This is a genomic window from Streptomyces venetus (assembly GCF_039540295.1).
In the GTDB taxonomy this organism is placed as follows: Bacteria; Actinomycetota; Actinomycetes; order Streptomycetales; family Streptomycetaceae; genus Streptomyces; species Streptomyces venetus.
Genome location: NZ_BAABET010000003.1, coordinates 326,439 through 344,515, shown reverse-complemented (window position 1 = coordinate 344,515; position 18,077 = coordinate 326,439). Strand labels below are relative to the sequence as shown.

Annotated in this window: 19 protein-coding genes and 1 pseudogene; 9 read left to right on the top strand and 11 right to left on the bottom strand. The window is 71.9% G+C overall.

Going from position 1 to position 18,077, the window contains the following annotated elements; all coding sequences use genetic code 11:
* Nucleotides 1-150 precede the first annotated feature (150 nt).
* Both ABEA82_RS11380 and ABEA82_RS11375 read left to right on the top strand, forming a co-directional pair.
* Entirely contained in the window at nucleotides 151-999 is an 849-nt protein-coding gene (locus ABEA82_RS11380; RefSeq protein ID WP_345661276.1) for a class I SAM-dependent methyltransferase, read from the top strand.
* Nucleotides 1,000-1,048: 49 nt separating this feature from the next.
* On the top strand, nucleotides 1,049-1,336 hold the full coding sequence (locus ABEA82_RS11375) for a DUF4190 domain-containing protein (RefSeq protein ID WP_345661275.1): 288 nt from the start codon (nucleotides 1,049-1,051) through the stop codon (nucleotides 1,334-1,336).
* 15 nt (nucleotides 1,337-1,351) lie between these two features.
* Here ABEA82_RS11375 and ABEA82_RS11370 read toward each other — a convergent pair whose 3' ends face one another.
* Nucleotides 1,352-2,182 carry an alpha/beta fold hydrolase gene (locus ABEA82_RS11370; RefSeq protein ID WP_345661274.1) on the bottom strand — a complete coding sequence of 277 codons (831 nt, stop codon included), beginning with the start codon at nucleotides 2,180-2,182 and terminating at the stop codon, nucleotides 1,352-1,354.
* On the opposite strand from ABEA82_RS11370, the pseudogene ABEA82_RS11365 reads away from it, so the two are divergent.
* Nucleotides 2,148-2,841 (top strand): annotated as a pseudogene (locus ABEA82_RS11365) (AraC family transcriptional regulator); the annotation flags it as partial. The gene ABEA82_RS11370 and the pseudogene ABEA82_RS11365 sit on opposite strands and share 35 nt — an antisense overlap.
* Nucleotides 2,842-2,936: 95 nt before the next feature.
* On the top strand, nucleotides 2,937-4,871 hold the full coding sequence (locus ABEA82_RS11360; protein WP_345661273.1) for a protein-arginine deiminase domain-containing protein: 1,935 nt from the start codon (nucleotides 2,937-2,939) through the stop codon (nucleotides 4,869-4,871).
* A 104-nt stretch (nucleotides 4,872-4,975) separates the two neighbouring features.
* Here ABEA82_RS11360 and ABEA82_RS11355 read toward each other — a convergent pair whose 3' ends face one another.
* Complete coding sequence (locus ABEA82_RS11355; protein WP_345661272.1) at nucleotides 4,976-5,401, bottom strand: DUF1707 SHOCT-like domain-containing protein; 426 nt, start codon at nucleotides 5,399-5,401, stop codon at nucleotides 4,976-4,978.
* Between the two features lie 87 nt (nucleotides 5,402-5,488).
* Here ABEA82_RS11355 and ABEA82_RS11350 point away from each other — a divergent pair, with 87 nt between their 5' ends.
* Nucleotides 5,489-6,070 (top strand): TetR/AcrR family transcriptional regulator, encoded by a 582-nt coding sequence (locus ABEA82_RS11350; RefSeq protein WP_345661271.1) that lies wholly within the window; start codon nucleotides 5,489-5,491, stop codon nucleotides 6,068-6,070.
* A 7-nt stretch (nucleotides 6,071-6,077) separates the two neighbouring features.
* Here the strand turns inward: ABEA82_RS11350 and ABEA82_RS11345 are convergent, their stop codons facing one another.
* The 5 genes from ABEA82_RS11345 to ABEA82_RS11325 form a co-directional block, all read right to left on the bottom strand.
* The gene (locus ABEA82_RS11345) at nucleotides 6,078-6,890 is read right to left on the bottom strand and encodes a hypothetical protein (RefSeq protein ID WP_345661270.1); all 813 of its coding nucleotides are present in this window, start codon (nucleotides 6,888-6,890) and stop codon (nucleotides 6,078-6,080) included.
* A gap of 209 nt (nucleotides 6,891-7,099) precedes the next feature.
* On the bottom strand, nucleotides 7,100-7,972 hold the full coding sequence (locus ABEA82_RS11340; RefSeq protein ID WP_345661268.1) for a substrate-binding periplasmic protein: 873 nt from the start codon (nucleotides 7,970-7,972) through the stop codon (nucleotides 7,100-7,102).
* A 55-nt stretch (nucleotides 7,973-8,027) separates the two neighbouring features.
* Nucleotides 8,028-8,864 carry an amino acid ABC transporter ATP-binding protein gene (locus tag ABEA82_RS11335; RefSeq protein WP_345661266.1) on the bottom strand — a complete coding sequence of 279 codons (837 nt, stop codon included), beginning with the start codon at nucleotides 8,862-8,864 and terminating at the stop codon, nucleotides 8,028-8,030.
* On the bottom strand, nucleotides 8,861-9,673 hold the full coding sequence (locus ABEA82_RS11330) for an amino acid ABC transporter permease (RefSeq protein WP_345661265.1): 813 nt from the start codon (nucleotides 9,671-9,673) through the stop codon (nucleotides 8,861-8,863). Before ABEA82_RS11330 ends, ABEA82_RS11335 begins: the two co-directional genes overlap by 4 nt.
* Nucleotides 9,670-10,875: an amidohydrolase gene (locus ABEA82_RS11325; RefSeq protein WP_345661263.1), complete on the bottom strand. Its 1,206-nt coding sequence runs from the start codon at nucleotides 10,873-10,875 to the stop codon at nucleotides 9,670-9,672. Before ABEA82_RS11325 ends, ABEA82_RS11330 begins: the two co-directional genes overlap by 4 nt.
* Before the next feature lie 129 nt (nucleotides 10,876-11,004).
* Here ABEA82_RS11325 and ABEA82_RS11320 point away from each other — a divergent pair, with 129 nt between their 5' ends.
* Together ABEA82_RS11320 and ABEA82_RS11315 are read left to right on the top strand one after the other, a co-directional pair.
* Nucleotides 11,005-12,135, top strand: a complete 1,131-nt coding sequence (locus ABEA82_RS11320; RefSeq protein ID WP_345661262.1) for an ArsR/SmtB family transcription factor — start codon at nucleotides 11,005-11,007, stop codon at nucleotides 12,133-12,135.
* Nucleotides 12,136-12,255: 120 nt separating this feature from the next.
* Complete coding sequence (locus ABEA82_RS11315; RefSeq protein WP_345661261.1) at nucleotides 12,256-12,753, top strand: ATP-binding protein; 498 nt, start codon at nucleotides 12,256-12,258, stop codon at nucleotides 12,751-12,753.
* Here ABEA82_RS11315 and ABEA82_RS11310 read toward each other — a convergent pair.
* Nucleotides 12,713-13,486 carry a polysaccharide deacetylase family protein gene (locus ABEA82_RS11310; RefSeq protein ID WP_345661260.1) on the bottom strand — a complete coding sequence of 258 codons (774 nt, stop codon included), beginning with the start codon at nucleotides 13,484-13,486 and terminating at the stop codon, nucleotides 12,713-12,715. The two genes, ABEA82_RS11315 and ABEA82_RS11310, sit on opposite strands and share 41 nt — an antisense overlap.
* Nucleotides 13,487-13,748: 262 nt before the next feature.
* Between ABEA82_RS11310 and ABEA82_RS11305 the strand changes: the two genes are divergently transcribed.
* Both ABEA82_RS11305 and ABEA82_RS11300 read left to right on the top strand, forming a co-directional pair.
* Entirely contained in the window at nucleotides 13,749-14,720 is a 972-nt protein-coding gene (locus tag ABEA82_RS11305; RefSeq protein ID WP_345661700.1) for a bile acid:sodium symporter, read from the top strand.
* 75 nt (nucleotides 14,721-14,795) lie between these two features.
* Nucleotides 14,796-15,443, top strand: a complete 648-nt coding sequence (locus tag ABEA82_RS11300) for a GntR family transcriptional regulator (protein ID WP_425588509.1) — start codon at nucleotides 14,796-14,798, stop codon at nucleotides 15,441-15,443.
* 10 nt (nucleotides 15,444-15,453) lie between these two features.
* Here ABEA82_RS11300 and ABEA82_RS11295 read toward each other — a convergent pair whose 3' ends face one another.
* Genes ABEA82_RS11295 through ABEA82_RS11285 form a run of 3 tightly spaced genes read right to left on the bottom strand, consistent with a single transcriptional unit; the run spans nucleotide 15,454 to nucleotide 18,070 of the window.
* Complete coding sequence (locus tag ABEA82_RS11295; RefSeq protein ID WP_345661259.1) at nucleotides 15,454-15,807, bottom strand: cupin domain-containing protein; 354 nt, start codon at nucleotides 15,805-15,807, stop codon at nucleotides 15,454-15,456.
* Complete coding sequence (locus tag ABEA82_RS11290; protein WP_345661258.1) at nucleotides 15,804-16,643, bottom strand: carbon-nitrogen hydrolase family protein; 840 nt, start codon at nucleotides 16,641-16,643, stop codon at nucleotides 15,804-15,806. Before ABEA82_RS11290 ends, ABEA82_RS11295 begins: the two co-directional genes overlap by 4 nt.
* Before the next feature lie 50 nt (nucleotides 16,644-16,693).
* The gene (locus tag ABEA82_RS11285; RefSeq protein ID WP_345661256.1) at nucleotides 16,694-18,070 is read right to left on the bottom strand and encodes an MFS transporter; all 1,377 of its coding nucleotides are present in this window, start codon (nucleotides 18,068-18,070) and stop codon (nucleotides 16,694-16,696) included.
* Nucleotides 18,071-18,077: the final 7 nt, after the last annotated feature.

Genomic DNA, 18,077 nt, shown 5'->3' with positions numbered 1-18,077 from the left:
CCCCAGGGGGAGTGTCCCGCGCCCTCGGCGCGCTGCTCGGGTGGTCGCACGGGCCGAGAGCAGAGCGGCCACCGAGTCCCTCCCCCCCCCCCGCGTGAAACGCCGCTGTGGCGGCGGCTCGTTCGGCAGCACTGCGGGGATCGTGGTGGCATGAGCGAGCAGCGGTTCGATGTGTGGGCGGCCGGGGCCGCGTACGAGCGGTACATGGGGCGGTGGAGCCGTCTCGTGGCGGAGGAGTTCGCGGCGTGGCTCGACTGCGCGGCGGATCTGCGGTGGCTCGACGTGGGGTGCGGGACCGGTGTGCTGTCGGCAGTGGTGAGCGCCCGGTGCCGGCCCCGGACCGTGCCGGGCGTCGACCGGTCCGAGGGGTTCGTGCGCTCGGCCCGGATCGCGGCTCCCGGCCCGGCGCACTTCGTCGTGGCGGACGCGATGTCGCTTCCGCTGCGCGACGGGACCTGGGACGCCGCCGTCAGCGGTCTGACACTGAACTTCCTTCCCGAACCCACCGCGGCCGTCGCGGAGATGGCCCGGGTGGTCCGGCCGGGAGGTCTGGTCGCGACGTACGTGTGGGACTACGCCGAGGGAATGGGCTTCCTGCGCCGGTTCTGGGACGCCGCCGTCGAGGTCGCCCCGTCCGCACGCGCGCTGGACGAGGGCCGCCGCTTCCCCGTGTGCCGTCCGGAACGGTTGCGCGGCGTGTGGCTGGACGCCGGGCTGACCGACGTGTCCACCACACCGATCGAGGTACCCACGGTCTTCGCCGGCTTCGCCGACCTGTGGGAGCCCTTCCTGTCGGGGCAGGGCCCCGCCGCCGGCTACGTGGCGTCCCTCGCCCCGGCCGACCGCGACCGGCTGCGTGACACGCTCGGCGCGGCCCTACCGAGAAGACCGGACGGTTGCGTCGAACTCACCGCCCGGGCCTGGGCCGTGAGCGGCCGGAAACAAGGCGACATGGGAACGCCTCGAAGGGGCATTCGAAAACAAGCAAGCCAACAGTAAGGAGCGTGCGGCCCGTTCGGTCCGTGCTACCGACAACCGGGAGTATTCCATGACGAGTTACGGCAGTTCCCCTACTGCTTCCTCCGGATCACGCACCAACGGTCTGGCGATCGCGAGCCTCTGCTGCGGCATCATCGGACTGTTCCTCCTGAACATCGTCCTGGGGCCGCTGGCCATCATCTTCGGTGCCGTCGCCCGCCGTCAGGCAGCGGCCAAGAACGGCGCCGGGATGGCCAAGGCCGGCATCATCCTCGGCGTGGTCGACGTCGTCCTCTGGCTCGTACTCCTGATGGTCGCCGCCAGCAACGGCGGGTTCAGCTGGTACGTGGGCGGCTAGCGGCCACAAGCGCGGTCAGGACCGCAGGAACGCCAGGATGTCCGGGTTGAGGACCTCCGGGTGGGTCGACAGCATCCCGTGCGGGAGCCCTTCGTAGCTCTTGAGCGTGCCGTTCTTCAGGAGCTCGACGGTCAGTGGTGCCGAGTCCTCGTACGGAACGACCTGGTCGTCGGTTCCGTGGGCGACCAGGACCGGAACGTCGATCTGCCGGAGGTCCTCGGTGAAGTCGGTCTCCGAGAAGGCCTTGATGCATTCGTAGTGGGCGTTGGCCGCGCCGGCCATGCCCTGCCGCCACCAGTTGTCGATCAGCCCTTGTGACACCTTCGCGCCGGGGCGGTTGAAGCCGTAGAACGGTCCCGAGGGCACGTCGATGTAGAACTGCGCCCGGTTGGCGGCGAGAGCCTCGCGGAAGGCGTCGAAGGTCTCGATGGGCAGGCCGCCCGGGTTGGACTCCGACTTGACCATGACGGGCGGTACGGCACCCACCAGCACCGCCTTCGCGACTCGGCCGGGCGCGGCGCGGGCGACGTAGCGCGCGACCTCGCCGCCGCCGGTGGAGTGGCCGACGTGGAACGCGTCCCGCAGGTCGAGCGCCGTGGTGAGCGCGGTGACGTCGGCGGCGTAGGTGTCCATGTCGTGGCCGGTGGCGCTCTGGCTGGACCGTCCGTGCCCACGGCGGTCGTGGGCGATGACCCGGTAGCCCTGCGCCAGGAAGAACAACATCTGGTTGTCCCAGTCGTCGGCGCTCAGTGGCCATCCGTGGTGGAAGACGATCGGCCGGGCGTCGCGCGGACCCCAGTCCTTGTAGAAGATGCTGGTGCCGTCGACGGTGGTGACTGTACTCATCGCTGGTCCTCCGCTCGCCCGGGCGTCCCCGGCGACACAGAGGCGCGGGACACGCGGTACCGACGAGTTCACGCCTCGGGGCGCGACGTACCCGGACCACACTACGCCCGGGCCGTCTGCGGCACATCCTCAGCGGACCGGGACGGGCCGGTTCCGGCCGGAGCCGGACCAGGGGCTCGACGGTCTCCGGCATGCCGACACCGTGATCGTCCCCGGCCGCCGCCGGACTGCTGGACGGCAGGCGCGCGACCACGCACTGGGCGCACACCGGCGCCCTGGCCGCCCGCCACCCCCGGGTCGAGGTCGATCCCGACGTGCTCTACGTGGACAACGGCAGCGTGCTCACCTCGGCCGGCAAGGCCGCCGCGATGGACCTGTGCCTGCACCTCGTACGGCTCGACCACGGCTCGTCCGTCGCCAACGCCGTGGCCCGCCGCCTGGTCGTGCCGCCCCACCGGGACGGCGGGCAAGCCCAGTTCGTCGCCACCCCCGTGCCCACGCGGGACGACCACCCGCTCGCGGCGGTGCAGCCCTGGGCGACCGAACGCCTCGACCAGCCGCTCACCGTGGAGGACCTGGCACGCCGGGCGGGCGTGAGCTCGCGGCATCTGGGCGCCACTTACGCCATCGCGGTGGCCACGGGCATGGGCACAGCCACGTGCTGACTCCCGCCCCACAGTGAACGCACAGGCGTTGTTCCTCCTCTAGCACGGTGACACCCCCCAACTGAGAGGAACACGCCGTGCGTTCACGTGTGCGCATACGTTCACGCCTGTACCCGGCCGGGTCGCTGGTCCTGGCGCTGGCAGCGGCGGGATCCGTGCTGGCCGGGACGGCCGCCCCCGCCTCCGCCGCGGGCTCGCCCGCCCCTGCCGATCTCCGCGCGGATGTGAACCGTGACGGGCGGGTCGATCTCGGCGGTGACAGCGACACGAGCGGCGAGGACGGCTGGTCCGTCGGCCGCGGTACCCTCGTCCTGCCCAACATCGACGACGACACCAAGCGGTGTCCGGTCAGCGGGCCCGGCGGGAGACCCCTGACCGACGCCAAACTGGCCGCCTGCAACGACGCCACCGACAAGAAGGTCAACGGCGGCGCGGACGCCTCCGACCTCGCCCGGGTCCGTTCCGTCCCCATGCCCGGCCTCCCCGCGGACGCCAAGGGCAGCCTGAAGCTCACCACGGGCGGAAAGCACGCCCACCTCTTCCTCAAGCGGTCCGGCAAGTGGGTGCTGGTGACGTCCACGACCCGGCTGACCGCCGCCGAGCTGCGGTCCGGCGCGGAGTTCGGGGTCGAGGCGACCGACGTCGTGCGGGACACCGCCAAGTGGGACGGCCGGGTCGTGGTCCAGCTGACGGTGACGTCCGGCGCCCGCGCGACCACCTCCGACTCGGTGACCCTGCGCGTCGCCCCGCTGCTCACCCAGCACCACCTGCAGAACACCCAGCAGGTGATGGTGACCGAGGTCCAGGGCGAGGGCCCGTACAGCCGTCTTCAGCAGAAGTTCGTCAAGGAGCTGGCGACGGAGGTCAAGAAGGCCGGGGTCACCACGCCGTTGGTGAAGTTCACGAAGTACGCCGACCCCTGGGCCCAGGACTTCGTCGAACCGGCCTACGTCAGCATGACCGGGCCGGGCGGCAAGCGGCAGGTGATGCGCGTGATGCTGCGTTCCGCCCAGCCGGACCGGGACGCGGGCCGGGAGCTGTTCGAGAAGGTGCGCGGCCGGGACGTCGGCGTGGTGCAGGTGACCGACCGGGCCGAGCCCGACGACTGGTCGCTGAACTCCATGGGGAACCTGGAGACCATCCCGCCCTACGCGCACGGCGGCCGGTCCTTCCCCGCCGGGCGGATCATCCAGGGTTGGCGCAAGGACAGCGGCGCGCGCACGTCGAAGGTGATGAGCACGCTGCTGAAGTCGCAGGGCATGCAGGACCCGCTGCTGCTGGACACCTCCTGGCTGGGCGTCGGGCACGTCGACGAGTTCGTGCAGTTCCTGCCCGCCGACACCCCCCGCGGCTGGCGCATCGGCATCGCCGACCCGCAGGCGGGGCTGCGACTGCTGCGCGACGCCAAGAGCGCGGGACACGGCAGGACGAAGATGTTCTCCGTGCCGGGCCGCAGTGACACTCCGGCGCCCAAAGAGACCATCGACCAGGCGCTCGCCGACCGGCACCTGGTGGCCGACAACGAGATGGCGGCCCGGCGCATCGCGGCCAACCTGGAGATCCTCAAGCGGGAGACGGGCGTCACCGACGACGAGGTCGTACGGGTGCCCGCGCTGTACACCCGGGACTCGGAGGCGGCGGCCGACAGCGGGCAGGAGGTTCCGGTACCGCGTCTGACGCGTATGGGAGCCGACGCCGACCTGGTCGGCGCGCTCAAGGACCGCGGCCAGCAGAAGTGGCTCGCCGGGAATCCCGCCGCCCCGCGTACGGTGACGACCAGCGCGTACGTCCCCGGAGCGGTCAACGGCGTGCTCCTGGGCCGCGACCGGTACCTCGCCCCGCGCCAGTGGGGTCCCGTCATCGACGGCAAGGACATCTTCACGGAGGCGGTGGGCGCCGTGTACCGGCGGGTCGGTCTGAAGGTGTCGTACATCGACGACTGGTACACGTACCACCTCGGCATGGGCGAGGTGCACTGCGGCACCAACACCCTGCGCGACGCGTCGGCCGCGTGGTGGCGGTAGCCGGTAGCCAGTAGTTAGTAGCCGGTAACCGGTAACCGGTAGCCGGGACTGTGCGGGTGCGGTCCGGACGACCGTCCGGCCCGCACCTGACGGCCCTTCACGCCTCAGTCCTCCGTGGGGTCCTCGGCTTCGTTGGGCCAGACGGCGATGGCGACGAGCACGGCCGCCCACACGCCCAGTGGGGCGACGGGCCAGTAGTACGTCAGCTCGCCCTCCCGCGCGCAGCCCACACCCCAGACCCCGGACATGATCACCGCTCCGCCGAGCCAGTAGCGCCATTCGGCCAGCCATTCACGGAGGTCCTTGCGGTCCTGTTCCGAGCGGGTCGGCGTCGGCGCGGGCAAGTCCGCTGTCAGCGCGGCGAGTTCGTCGGCGGTACGCGCCCTCAAGGCGCTCCTCGACCGGACCTCGTGCTCGGACGAGTCCAGCCGCCCTTCGGCCAGCGCCGCCGCCAGCACCTCCAGTGCCGCGTCGCGTTCACGGTCCGACACCCGCATCGCGGGCACGGCAGGCTCACCTCGGTCGTCCACCCCTGTTCCCCCTTCCTGCACCGTGGAGGCATACGGCCTCGACGGCTTTTAGAATACGACCGTATCTTAAAAAGGGGAGTGCGATCGATGCCCAAGACCGTCGACAGGGAGGAACAGCGCCGGCAGATCGGTGCGGCCCTGCTCCAACTCGTCTCCGAGCGCGGCCTCGACGAGGTCAGCGTGCGCACCGTGGCCGCCGCCACCGGCCGCTCCCCAGGGGCCGTGCAGAAGTACTTCCGCACCAAGGACGAGATGCTCACCTTCGCCGCCGAACTGGCCGGGGAGCGCATCGAGCGCCGCATGGCGGGCGTCGACACCACGCTGCCGCTGCGCCGGGCGCTGCGGGAGCTGATCCTCACCACCCTCCCCGTGGACGCCGAGCGCCGCGCCGAGGCCACCGCGCAACTGGCCTTCGCCGTCCACGCGGCACACCATCCCCACCTCGCCGCGATCCGGCGCCGGGTCGACGAGGACGTCCGTCAGGCCCTGGCCGCCTGGCTGGCGGCGGCCGGGCACGGCACGGACGCGACAGCCGTCGCCGACGCGGTGATCGCCCTGTCCGACGGCCTGGCCCTGCGCATGCTGTACACCCCGCAGGAGCACGAGCAGTTGCTCGTCGCGCTGGATCGGGCGCTCGACGTGCTCGTCACGGCCCGCGACCAGCCGTGAGTGCGGCTCAGTGGTCGTCGGTGATGGTGGTCGCGATGCCGTTGCTGATCACGACCTCGGCGCTGACGCCCTGCTTGGCGGCCGTCTCCAGGTCGGCCTCGGTGCACTCGGTGCCCTCCTGGCCGCCCTCGTCACCGCAGATGTCGCCGTAGCCCAGGATCTTGGTGTCCTCGGCGAGGAGGAACTGCTGCTCGACGCCCTTCATGCCGGAGACCGTGTACTTGCCCGGCGCAAGGTAGGAGACGTTGCCGAACCAGGTTCCGTTGACGCCCTTGCCCTTGTTGATGCCGTCTACCACGGTCTCACCGGAGCCGGAGCCGGAGCCGGAGCCGGAGCCGGAGCCGGAGCCGGAGCCGGAGCCGGAGCCGGAGCCGGTGTCCTGCTGGGTGGTGCGCCGCTCGGTCACCAGGGTCGCGATACCGTCCTTCATCTCCACGTCGGCGCTGACGGCACCCTTCTTGGCGGCCGCCTCCAACTGGTCCGGCGTGCACGGCGCGTCCACCTTGGAGCCCGCGTCGCCGCATATCGTGCCGCCGCCGTAGACCTCGGTGTCGTCCGCCACCAGGAACTGCTGGTCGCCCTTGCCCGGTACGGTCACGATGTACTTGCCCGGGGCGAGATAGGTGACCTTGCCGTTCTTGAACGAACCGCTGACGCCCTTCGAGTTCTTGGAGCCCGACGCCTTCTCGGCGACCGCGGCCGAGCCCGTCCCGCTCTTGCCGGACGAGGTGTCGTCGGTGCCGTTCTGGCACGCCGTCATCAGCAGTCCGGCGGTGATGGCGGCGGTGGCGACGACGGCCTTGCGCAGGTGGCGGTTCATCAAGGTTCCTTCCGAGACGGGATGCTGTACCGACTATGAGGGACCCAGGAGTCCGCAGGTCACACCCGTCTTCCCTTCAGGACACCGCAGTGGCACAGCCGTGACACGGCAACACGTCGGCTGTGGAGGACAGTTCGTCGACGCGCCGCCTTGCGTCAGGCGGGCGAGGGCGTGGTGGGGGCGCCGGGGAGGACGCCCCCACGGGGGTGTCAGCGCCGACTGGGGGCCAGATCGGGGTGGTTCATGACCTGCTCCGCGAGCTTCGGGCGCTCCTTGATCAGGTCGGAGGCGATCGGATCGTGGAAGTACTTCTTGTACAGCCTGATGTAGGTGCCGTCGTCGATCATCTCGTCGATCTGGTGGTCGATGTCCTTGAGCAGCCGGGGATCGCCGTTCTTGCGCATCGGGAAGGCGCTGCCCTGGAGACTCGCCAGCTTCACGGCGATGCGCACCGGCTCCTTCGCGACGTACGCGTCCGCGCTGGCACCGCCGAGAACGGCCGCCTCGACGCCTCCCGAGAGCAGCTGCGTGATCAGCGCGGTCTGGTCCTTGAACTTCACCAGATTCGCTCCCCCCATCTCGCGGTGGACGAAGTCCTCCTGCACGGATCCGCTGACGGCGCCGACCCGTTTGCCGTCGAAGTCCGGCAGAGCGTCCTGCTTGCCGTCCTTGAGCGTCAGGACGTCGGTGAAGCCCCAGTAGAACGGGGTGGTGAACGCGACCGACTTCTTGCGCTCGGCGGTCGCGCCGACACCGGCCACGCCGATGTCGTACTGCCCGGCCGACAGCCCCGCGAGGATGCCCTGAAGGGTGGTGGTCTTGTACTGGACCTTCAGGTCGAGGCGCTCGGCGGCTTCGTTCATCAACTCGACGGCGAACCCGGTGGGCCTGCCCGCGCTGTCGGTGATCGCGAAGGGTGGCTGCTCGGACTGGGTGGCGGCGGTGATCACACCGTTCTGGACGAGCTTGTACTCACCGGTCTTGGCGTCCGCCGCCGCACCGCCGCCGCAGGCGGAGAGGGACAGCAGCAGAGCGGTGACCGCGGTGCCGGTGAGCAGGGGTCTGCGCGAAGGGAGGTGCATGATCCGGGCTTTCTGGTGGGAGGGGTCACGACGGGGGAGAGGGCCCGGTGAGGGCTCACAGGACCTGGGAGAGGAACTGGCGCAGCCGGGGGTGGTCGGCGCGCTCGAAGATCCGGTCGGGGGTGCCGATCTCGGCGATGCGGCCGTCGCACATGAAGGCGACGCGGTCGGCGGCCTCCCGGGCGAAGCCCATTTCGTGGGTGACGACGGCCATGGTCATGCCGCCCGATGCGAGGTCCCGCATCACGGCGAGCACGTCCTTGACCAGTTCGGGGTCGAGCGCGGAGGTGGCCTCGTCGAACAGCATCAACTCCGGCTCCATGGCGAGCGCGCGGGCGATGGCCACGCGCTGCTGCTGCCCGCCGGACAGCCGGCCGGGCCGCTGTCCGGCGAAGGCGGCGAGGCCGACTTCGTCGAGGTGGCGCCGGGCGAGCGCACGGGCCTGCTCGCGGTCCATGCCCTTGACGGAGGTCAGTGCGACCGTGACGTTGCGCTCGACGCTCATGTGCGGGAAGAGGTTGAAGTGCTGGAAGACCATGCCGATGCGGGCCCGGGCGGCGTCGACGTCGGCGTGCGGCGCGGTCAGGCAGGTCTCGCCGAGCCGGATCTCTCCGGCCTGGGGCTTCTCCAGCAGGTTGAGACACTTCAGGAGGGTGGACTTGCCGGAGCCCGAGGGGCCGATCAGGCAGAGGGTCTCGGCGCGCCGCACATCGAGGTTGATGTCGTGCAGCACGGGGGTGTCGCCGTAGCTCTTGCTGAGGCGGGTGACCCGCAGGACGACAGGGGCGGCCCGGGTGGCGGGGGTGACGATGTCTCCGGCCGCCGGGTCGATCGTGGTGTGCGCGGTGGTCGCGGGGGCGCTCGGGTCCCCTCCGGAGGTCGCGGGGGTCATCGGCCTTCTCCTCCTGCGGTTCCGGCGGGCTGGAGCGGTGTCTTGGGCAGGTCGGGATCGGCCGGCGCCGGGGGCGTCGCGGGGCGCGGGCCTTCGCGCAGCCGCCTGTCGAGGTGGTTGACGAGGTAGGTCATGGGGATCGTGAGCGAGAGGTAGCAGAGGCCCGCGGCGATCAGCGGCGAGGAGTTGTAGGTCCGGGCGACCTCCTCCTGGGCGATGAAGTAGAGCTCGCGCTGCCCCGCCGCGAGGCCGAGGAGGTAGACCAGCGAGCTCTCCTTGATGTCCTTGACGAACTGGCCGGCCATGGCGGGCAGTACGCGACGGATGCCCTGCGGCACCACCACCAGACGCATCGCCTTGAGATAGCTCAGGCCCAGGCTGCGGGCGGCCTGCAACTGACCGGGGTCGACACTCTGGATGCCGGAGCGGAAGATCTCCGCGGTGTAGGCGCCGGAGATGATGCCGATCGCCAGGATCGCGTAGCCGAACGGATCGGTGCCGAACGGGCGGATCCCGGCCGCGGGCAGGCCCACCCCGACCAGCATCACCGTGATGATCACCGGGAGGCCGCGGAAGACGTCGACGTAGACACGGGCGGGCAGGCGCACCAGCCGCCGTTCGGACAGCAGCAGCATCGCGGCCAGGAGGGCGATGACGACACCGAGGACGATCGCGCCCGCGGCGATGACCAGGGTGTTCAGCAGCCCTTCGGTGATCAGGCGAGGGAAGGTCTGGGCGATCAGGTCCCAGTTGAAGAACGTGTTGAGCAGGGCCTCGGAGGCGAGGCCGGGCGGGGACGAGGAGGTCATGACGGCTCCTGGCCGGCGGTGGGACGGGGGACGGACGCGTCGAACTCCGCACGGACCGCGGTGAGGAACTCCGGGTCGCCCAGCAGGTCGAGAACGAGCGCGGCCATGGCGGTCGCCATCGTCGTGGCCGCCTCGTGCGCCCGCGGGCTGCGGGCGGCCTCACGCATGGGTACGGAGTGGCTCGGGGTGTCGCGGGCGCAGATCTGCACGTACGGATGGATCGCCGGGAGCTTGATCGAGACGTTGCCGATGTCCGAGGAACCGGCCGGGTTGGACGGGGACGGCGGTTCCAGCTCCAGGCCGAGTCCGGCGGTGTAGGCGGCGATCCGCCGGCCCATCACCAGGTTGTCGTTGCGCTCGGCGTAGCGCGGCGCGGTCTCCGCGGTCTCGACGGTGGTGCCGGTGGCGAGCGCCGCTCCGTCGGCGGCGGCGAGGACCCGGGGGACCAGCGCGTCCAGGGCGGCGGAGGTCGCCTCGCGTACGAAGAGGTCCACCTCGGTGCGGTCGGGCACGACGTTGGGGGCGCTGCCGCCGTGCGCGATGATCCCGTGCACCCGGGCGGTCGGCGGCACGAACTGGCGCAGCGAGTCGACCGCCGTGAGGAACAACTGGGCGCCCGCGGCGGCGGATCGGCCGTCCCAGGGCATCTTCGCGGCGTGCGCGGCCACACCGTGGAACGTCAGCCGCAGATGGCACACGGCCAGTGCGTGCCGGGCCATCAGACTGCGGTCGCCCGGATGGAACATCACCGCCGCGTCCACGTCGTCGAACACGCCGCGTTCCAGCATGAGGATCTTGCCGCCGCCGCCCTCCTCGCCCGGGGTGCCGATCACCATCAGCGTGCCGGGATGCTCGGGCCGTACGGCCGCCGCGGCGACGGCGGCGGTCAGTCCGCCGGCCGCGATCAGGTTGTGCCCGCACGCGTGGCCGATACCGGGCAGCGCGTCGTACTCCAGCAGCACCGCGACCGTCGGACCGTCGACCGGCCCCCGGTGGGTGGCGGTGAAGGCCGTCGGCAGTCCGGCCACGCCCTTGCTCACCTCGAAGCCCGCGGCGGCGAGCCGGCCGGCCAACTGCTCGGCGGCGTAGTGCTCCTCGAACCGGGTCTCCGGCGTCGTGTGCAGGTCGAGGCTGAGCTGCTCCAGCAACGGCCGGAGCTCGTGCACGGCGGCGCGGAGGTCGGCGGGGACGGGCTGTTTCATGGCGACTCCGGGGAGGAAGAGGGGGGAGGCTCGGTCGGGTTGCCGGAACCGTAGAGCTCGCCGGAGGCCGTACCTACAATGGTTGTCGCGGTCGCGGTAAGCGACCTTGCCGGCCTGCCGGAGGTGGCCATGAGCGTCGTCGTCTCGCTCGCCGGAGCCTCCCCCTCCCGCGTGTCCGCGGGTGCCTCGCCGCTCGCCGAACTGGGCGCGGCGCTGCACGCCTACACGGAGGCCGAGCACCATCCGCCTGCGCTCCGCTGGGTCCGCGGGCTCGACTCGGACCACCCCGACGGCGACGGGTCCACGCGGGACGGGGCGCCCGCCTCCGCTCTCACCCCCTCCCTGAGGCGGCGCATCAGGGACTGGGCGCCGCTGTGGGCCTCGTACCGCGCCCGGTACCTGTTTCCGCTGGGCGCCTCGGGGGACCGGTCCCTCGAGGCCGAGCTCGCCGACCTGGCGGAGCTGCCGCTGCCGCTCTTCGCCGAACTCACCGGGTACGCGATCCGCGGCGGCAACTCCGGCGCCCCGCTGGACCGGGTGCTGGACGACCGCGCGCAGCGCGAGGGCCTGCTGACGGCCGCCGAGCAGCGCTCCACCGCCCGTGCCGAACTCGCCCGTCGGCTCCTCGACGCCCCGGAACCCCTGCGCGCCGATCTCCTCGACCTGCTGGCCCGGGCGGCCCGTGCCCTGGAACCGGACCTCGCCCGGGCGGCCCGCGTGATCGCCGGGCAGCTGCCGCGGCTGCGTGACTCCCTGGAGCACAGCGGTCCCGGCAGGACGCTGGCGGACCTGGATTCCACGGCGGCGTACCGGGACGACCCGCCGCGCGTGGTCTTCGACAAGTTCCACCACGGGATCGTGACCCTCGCCACCACTCCGCTGCTGGTCGTACCGTCCGCCTTCGGCCGGCCCCACCTGCTGGTGAAGCACGAACCGGGTCTGCCGGCGGTCGTCCAGTACCCGCTGGTGCCGGAGGGCGACGACCAACCCGGCTACGCGGTGGTGCACCGGCGCCTCGAAGTCATGCGTGACCCCGGCCGCCAGCGCATCGCACGCGCCATCGCCCGGGAGCCCCTCACCCCCTCCGCCCTGGCCGACCGCAGCGGCATGACCCTGCCGCAGGTCTCCCGCCATCTGGCCCGGCTGCGCGAGGCCGGCCTCGTCACGGTCGAGCGCGACGGCAGGCGGGCGTACTACCAGCTGCATCTGGAACGCGTGCGCAGCATCGGCGAGGACCTGCTCACCGCGCTGTTCCACTGAGCCGCCCGAGACTTACCGGCGCCGCGACAACTGTCGCCTGCGGCGGGCGGGGCTCTCCTAGCGTTCTCTCACGCCGCGAGGCGCCTCCCCACCCGGAACCGCACGAGGAGCCCGGACACCATGAACGCTGAAGCCCGGAGCACCCGGTCCCTGCACATCCCCGCGCGGCCGGAGCACGTCCCCCTCGCCCGGCGAGCCGTCCTGGACATCCTGCGCGGCTGGAGGGTTCCGGCCGGCGGCGAGGCCGCCCACGCGATACGGCTGATCGCCTCGGAGCTGCTGACCAACGCGGTGCTCCACGCGTCGGCGGCCACGGAGCGGGTCGGTGTCGTGCTGGAACTGTGCGACGGCGCCTGGCTCCGCATGGGCGTGCACGACGGCCATCCCGAGTGCCCCGCCCCCGGCGACGGCGGCACCGAGGCCACCCACGGCCGCGGTCTGAGGATCGTGCACGCCCTGCTGGAGGAGCTGAACGGGGTCGTTCTCACCGAGCGGACCGACGACGGGGGCAAGACCGTCTGGGTCGAGCTGCCGTGCGCCGTGGAGAGACCGACAGCGGAGGCCGGGGCCGTGCTCTTCAGCGCACCGGGAAGCCGCAGGAGTAGCCCTGCTCCTTGAACCAGGGGAGGAGCCGGCGCAGGGCCTCGACGGTCTGCGAACGGTCGCCGCCCGCGTCGTGGAAGAGGACCGTCGGCCCGTTCGGCAGCTCCCGCTCGACGGTGGCGACCATGGCGTCCGCGCCCGGCCGCTCGAAGTCCTTGGAGTCGACGTTCCAGCCCAGCGGCCGCATTCCCCGGGAGGCGGCGACCTTGCGGCTGTAGGGGGTGAAGGCCCCGCCGGGCGCCCGGTAGTACATCGGCCGCACGCCTCCGGACGCCTTGGTGATCATGCGTTCGGCGTCGAGGATCTGCTGCGACTGGTAGGCCTCGGACTTCCTGTCCATGGTGGTGTCGTGCGACACCGAGTGGTCGCACAGCCGGTGCCCGTCCGCGACCACCTTCTTCACCAGATCCGGGTGGGCCTGCGCCTGCTCCCCGACCATGCAGAACGTCGCCTTCACTCCGTACTCCCGCAGCACGTCCAGCACTTGGGGCGTCCACACGGGGTCGGGGCCGTCGTCGATGGTGAGGTTGACGCCGCGCGCTCCCTTGTCCGAGGCGTGCGCGATGGACACCGCGACCGGCTTGACGGCACCGCCCGGCGCGGCCGACGCGGTCGCCTTCGGCGACGAGCCGCCCGTGGCACCGGCCTGGGCGGTCCACACCGACGCACCGGTGGCGAGCATCGTCACCCCGAGCGCCGCCCCGACCACCTTGCCGTACCAGCCCCGCCCGCCGCCGTGCCGTGCCATGTCCGCCCCGCTTTCGCGCAGTCCCTCACCGGTCCTCGGTCACCTGGTGACCACCTGGCAGGACGAGCGGAAGGGGCCGGAGGATGCGTCCGTTACGGAGCACGGACAATCTCGGGGGAGTCCGCGGACAACTTGCCCGGCCGCGGCGTGAGGATGGCCATGCGACGGTCATCAGGGAGGCCGGACGAGACGGACAGAAAGCAGTAAGACGAGGGAGCAAGCAGAAGTGCCTGAGCAGGGACCGCGGGGCGCGGTCGAGTGGATGGAACATCACCAGGTCGCGATCTACCTCGTGGCGATGGCCGTCGGAGGGCTGCTCGGATGGCTCGCCCCGGACGCCGGCCCCGGTCTGGAGCACGCCATCAACCCCGTCCTCGGCGCGCTGCTGTTCGTCACCTTCCTCCAGGTCCCGGCCGCCGAGCTGGTCCGTTCCCTGCGCGACGGCCGGTTCCTCACGGCCGCCCTGGTGGTGAACTTCGTGGTGGTGCCGTCGGTGGTCGCGGCGATGTTCGCCTTTCTGCCCGCCGACCAGGCCGTACGGGTCGGGGTCCTGCTGGTGCTGCTGTGCCCGTGCGTCGACTACGTGATCGTCTTCTCCGGACTGGCAGGCGGCTCCAGCCGCCGCCTGCTGGCCGCGACGCCGCTCCTGCTGGTCGCGCAGATGCTGCTCCTGCCGGGATTCCTCTACCTGTTCCTGGGCTCCGGCCTGGCCGACATCGTGGACGCCGGCCCGTTCGTGGAGGCCTTCGCCGTCCTGATCGTGATCCCGCTCGCCCTGGCCTGGGCCCTTCAGGCATGGGCCGCCCGCCGCCCGGCCGGGCAGCGGGTCTCCGACGCCGCGACCACCGCGATGGTGCCGCTGATGGCCGCGACCCTCGTGACCGTGGTCGCCTCCCAGGTCCCCCAACTCGGCGACAGCCTCCCCGACGTCGCCGCCGTCGTCCCGTTCTACGTGGCGTTCCTCGTGGTCATGGCGTTCGCCGGGAAGGCCGTGGCCCGCCTGTTCCGCCTCGGCGCCCCGGCCGGACGGGCCATCGTCTTCACGGGAGCGACCCGCAACTCGCTCGTCGTACTGCCCCTGGCACTGGCACTGCCCGACTCCCTCGCCGCCGCCGCGGTCGTCGTGGTCACCCAGACCCTCGTCGAAGTCCTGGGCATGGTCGTCTACGTCCGCGTCGTCCCGCGCCTCATGCCGGCCGGGAAACCGGCCGCGCACGAGCCTGCCGTGCCCTGATCTCCTTGGGTTTCCTGGGGCGACGAGGAGCGAACTCGTGCCGAAGCCGCGTGGTAGCGTCCGTATACAAGCTGTATGCGAAAGCTGGGGGTTGCGGTGACGTCCGGTCGGGAGAAGGCGTACGCGTATCTCAAGGACACCGTGCTGACGGATCCCGCGATGCAGGGCGCCTTCCTGTCGGAGCAGGAGCTCGCGGACCGTGTCGGTGTCTCCCGCACGCCGGTCAGGGAAGCGCTGCTCCAGCTCGCGGCCGAGGACCTGGTCGAGCTGGTGCCCAAGCGGGGCGCCCGGGTGTCCCCCCTGACGGGACGGGAGATCCGCGAGCTCATGGAGCTCCGGGGCGTCGTCGAGCGGTACGCCGCCCAGCAGCTCGTGGCCGGGGGAACGGCGCCGGTGGCGGGGCTGCGCTCCCTGCTGGCACGGCAGCGCGAGCTCACCGGAGCCGACCAGGCCCGGGAGTTCATCGCCGTGGACCACTGCTTCCACTCGGCCCTGGTGTCCGCCGTCGGCAACGCCCTCCTCGACCGGCACTACGACGGCCTGCGCAGCCGCCAGGTCCGGGCCGGAGTGGTCGCTCTCTTCAACCAGCAGGGACGCCAGGAAGCCGTGCTGGAGGAACACGAGGCCATCGTGGACGCCCTGGAGGCCGGTGACGCGCAGGCCGCGTGCGCCGCCATCGACCACCATCTGGAGTCGACGCTCAAGGTGCTGCTCGCGGGCTAGGGCCCGCCGATCACCGTCGGCCGGGTTCCGGATAGGTGATCACCAGCATGGTGACCCCGTCGGGGGACGTCCACGGCCCGTGCGGCATCCCGGGCGGGCGGCAGGCGTACATGCCGGCCGTGAAGGTCCGGCCGAGCGTCAGGTCGTGCAGCGCGCCCTCGACGAGGTAGACCTCCTCCCAGAAGTCGTGGCGGGCCACCCCGTCCGCCGAGGTGTCGGTGCCCGGCGCCCAGCGGACGAGCGCCGTACGGGAGCCGCGCTCGGGGTCGTCGGCCAGGACGCGCTCCTCGACGCCCGGGCCGGCACCGGCCGGGATCCGCCACGGTCCGTCGGGGAGGTGGAACTCCAGCTCGGGCTTGCTCACCGCCACACCTCCGGGCGCCTGTTGGCCAGCACGGAGGTCCGCCGCCGGACCGCGGCGACCTCGTCGACGTCCAGGTCGGCCACCAGCAGCTCGGGCTCGGCACCCAGCGCGTGCCGGACGGTCCCGTCGGATCCGACGACGAGACTGTGCCCGATCCCCGTCGGTGCGGAGCCAGAGCCAGAGCCGGAGCCAGAGCCGGAGCCAGAGCCAGAGCCGGAACCCGCGCCCGCGCCGGGGTCGGCCTGGTCCACGGCGGCGAGCCACACGGTGGCGTCCAGCGCACGGGCCCGCACCAGCAGCTCCCACTGCTCGCGCTTGCCGGGCCCGGCGCCCCAGGACGCGGCCAGCAGCGTGGCGACGGCCCCGGCGTCGGCGTGCGCCCGGAACAGCTCCGGGAACCGGACGTCGTAGCAGGTGGCCAGGCCCAGCCGTACGCCGTCCACCTCGATGACCGTCGTGGTGGACCCCGCGGCGACGGTGTCGGACTCGCGGAAGCCGAAGGCGTCGTAGAGATGGATCTTGTCGTACGACGCCTCGACCCCGGGCCCGGTGGCGAGCAGGGTGTTGGCCACCCGGCCCCCGGGAGCAGGGGTGAACATTCCGGCCACCACGACCGTGCCGGTGGCGCGGGAGATCCGCCGCACGCCCTCGGCCCACGGACCGTCGAGGGATTCGGCGAGCGGTGCGAGCGGCGTGCCGAAGCAGGCCATCGACGCCTCCGGGAAGACGACGACACGCGCTCCGGCGTCCGCCGCACGCTCGGTCCATTCCTCCAGGAGCCGGAGGTTCTTCCCGGGATCGGGCCCGGTGGTGAGCTGGCTCAGGGCGATCCGCACGCTGCGGTCCTCCTCGGAAGTCGGGTCGGGGGAAGTCGGGGTCGGTGGGTTCAGTGGGACGGGGTGGCGTCCGCCGGGTGCGGCGCCTTCGGCGCGGCGAGCGCGGCGTCCTCCTCGACGGCGGCCTCGGGGCCGCGCCCCAGCCAGACGCCGACCAGGGAGACGGCCGAGGCCAGGGCGATGTACACGGCCAGCGGGACCCAGGTGTCGTAGGCGCTCAGCAGGCTGGTGAACAGCAGCGGGGCGACGGCGCCGCCGATGATCCCGGCCAGGGTGTAGGCCAGGGACGAACCGGTGGAGCGCAGCCGGGGCGCGAACTGTTCGGCGATGAACGCGGCCTGCGGACCGTACAGGCAGCAGTGGATCACCAGGCCCACGACGACCCCCGTGGCGAGCGGCAGCCAGGTGCCGCCGCCGATCATCGGGAAGAACACGAAGGGCCACACCCCGGCGGCCACCGCGGCACCGCCGTACAGCAGACGGCGGTCGATCCGGTCGGAGAGGGCACCGGCCAGCGGCATGAGGAAGACCTGGATCGAGGAGCCGATGAGCACGGCCGCGAGGGCGGAGCCGCGTGACATGCCGAGCTCCTGGGTGGCGTACGTCAGGACGAAGACGGTGAACAGGGCGTACAGCACGTCGGGACCGACGCGGCAGAGGATCGCGGCGAGCAGGGCGCGGGGCTGCGTGGTGAACACCTCGCGGACGGGTGCCTCCGGCCGGGAGTGCTCGGCCTCCATCGCCTTGAAGACCGGGGTCTCCTCCAGCTTCGCCCGGATCCACAGTCCGAACGCGACGAGCACGCCGGAGAAGAGGAACGCCACCCGCCAGCCCCACGACTCGAACTGCGCCTCGGTGAGCACCGCGCCGAGGGCGGCCAGGACACCGTTGGCCAGCAGATTGCCGGCGGGCGGGCCGACCTGGGCGGCGGAGGCGTAGAAGCCGCGGCGGCGCGGGTCGCCGAACTCGCTGGAGAGCAGGACGGCGCCGCCCCACTCGCCGCCGACGCCGACGCCCTGCGCGAAGCGCAGCACGACCAGGGCGATCGGGGCGGCCACGCCGACCGTCGAGTACGAGGGCAGGACGCCGATGAGGAACGTGGCCACGCCGATGAGGACCAGTGTGGAGATCAGCACCTTCCTGCGGCCGATCACATCACCGAGGCGGCCGAAGACGAACCCGCCCAGCGGGCGTGACACATAGCCGACCGCGTACGTGGAGAACGCCAGGAGGGTGCCGGTGAGCGGGTCCTCCGAGGGGAAGAACAGGTCGCCGAAGACCAGGGCGGCCGCGGCGGAGTAGACGGCGAAGTCGTACCACTCCAGCGCTGTGCCGGTCAGGCTCGCGACGAAGGCCCGGCGGACGCCGGAGCGCCGGTCGGACGCCCGGGCGTCGTCCTTCGTGTCGTCCTTCGGGGTGTCGGACATGGTTCCC

What these genes read in the sequence shown, in the direction of transcription:
- ABEA82_RS11320 (WP_345661262.1), top strand. Translation starts at nt 11,005, where the DNA reads ATGAGCGTCGTCGTCTCGCTCGCCGGAGCCTCCCCCTCCCGCGTGTCC.
- ABEA82_RS11325 (WP_345661263.1), bottom strand. Translation starts at nt 10,875, where the DNA reads ATGAAACAGCCCGTCCCCGCCGACCTCCGCGCCGCCGTGCACGAGCTC.
- ABEA82_RS11375 (WP_345661275.1), top strand. Translation starts at nt 1,049, where the DNA reads ATGACGAGTTACGGCAGTTCCCCTACTGCTTCCTCCGGATCACGCACC.
- ABEA82_RS11315 (WP_345661261.1), top strand. Translation starts at nt 12,256, where the DNA reads ATGAACGCTGAAGCCCGGAGCACCCGGTCCCTGCACATCCCCGCGCGG.
- ABEA82_RS11305 (WP_345661700.1), top strand. Translation starts at nt 13,749, where the DNA reads ATGGAACATCACCAGGTCGCGATCTACCTCGTGGCGATGGCCGTCGGA.
- ABEA82_RS11285 (WP_345661256.1), bottom strand. Translation starts at nt 18,070, where the DNA reads ATGTCCGACACCCCGAAGGACGACACGAAGGACGACGCCCGGGCGTCC.
- ABEA82_RS11330 (WP_345661265.1), bottom strand. Translation starts at nt 9,673, where the DNA reads ATGACCTCCTCGTCCCCGCCCGGCCTCGCCTCCGAGGCCCTGCTCAAC.
- ABEA82_RS11350 (WP_345661271.1), top strand. Translation starts at nt 5,489, where the DNA reads ATGCCCAAGACCGTCGACAGGGAGGAACAGCGCCGGCAGATCGGTGCG.
- ABEA82_RS11370 (WP_345661274.1), bottom strand. Translation starts at nt 2,182, where the DNA reads ATGAGTACAGTCACCACCGTCGACGGCACCAGCATCTTCTACAAGGAC.
- ABEA82_RS11335 (WP_345661266.1), bottom strand. Translation starts at nt 8,864, where the DNA reads ATGACCCCCGCGACCTCCGGAGGGGACCCGAGCGCCCCCGCGACCACC.
- ABEA82_RS11345 (WP_345661270.1), bottom strand. Translation starts at nt 6,890, where the DNA reads ATGAACCGCCACCTGCGCAAGGCCGTCGTCGCCACCGCCGCCATCACC.
- ABEA82_RS11300 (WP_425588509.1), top strand. Translation starts at nt 14,796, where the DNA reads ATGCGAAAGCTGGGGGTTGCGGTGACGTCCGGTCGGGAGAAGGCGTAC.
- ABEA82_RS11310 (WP_345661260.1), bottom strand. Translation starts at nt 13,486, where the DNA reads ATGGCACGGCACGGCGGCGGGCGGGGCTGGTACGGCAAGGTGGTCGGG.
- ABEA82_RS11380 (WP_345661276.1), top strand. Translation starts at nt 151, where the DNA reads ATGAGCGAGCAGCGGTTCGATGTGTGGGCGGCCGGGGCCGCGTACGAG.
- ABEA82_RS11340 (WP_345661268.1), bottom strand. Translation starts at nt 7,972, where the DNA reads ATGCACCTCCCTTCGCGCAGACCCCTGCTCACCGGCACCGCGGTCACC.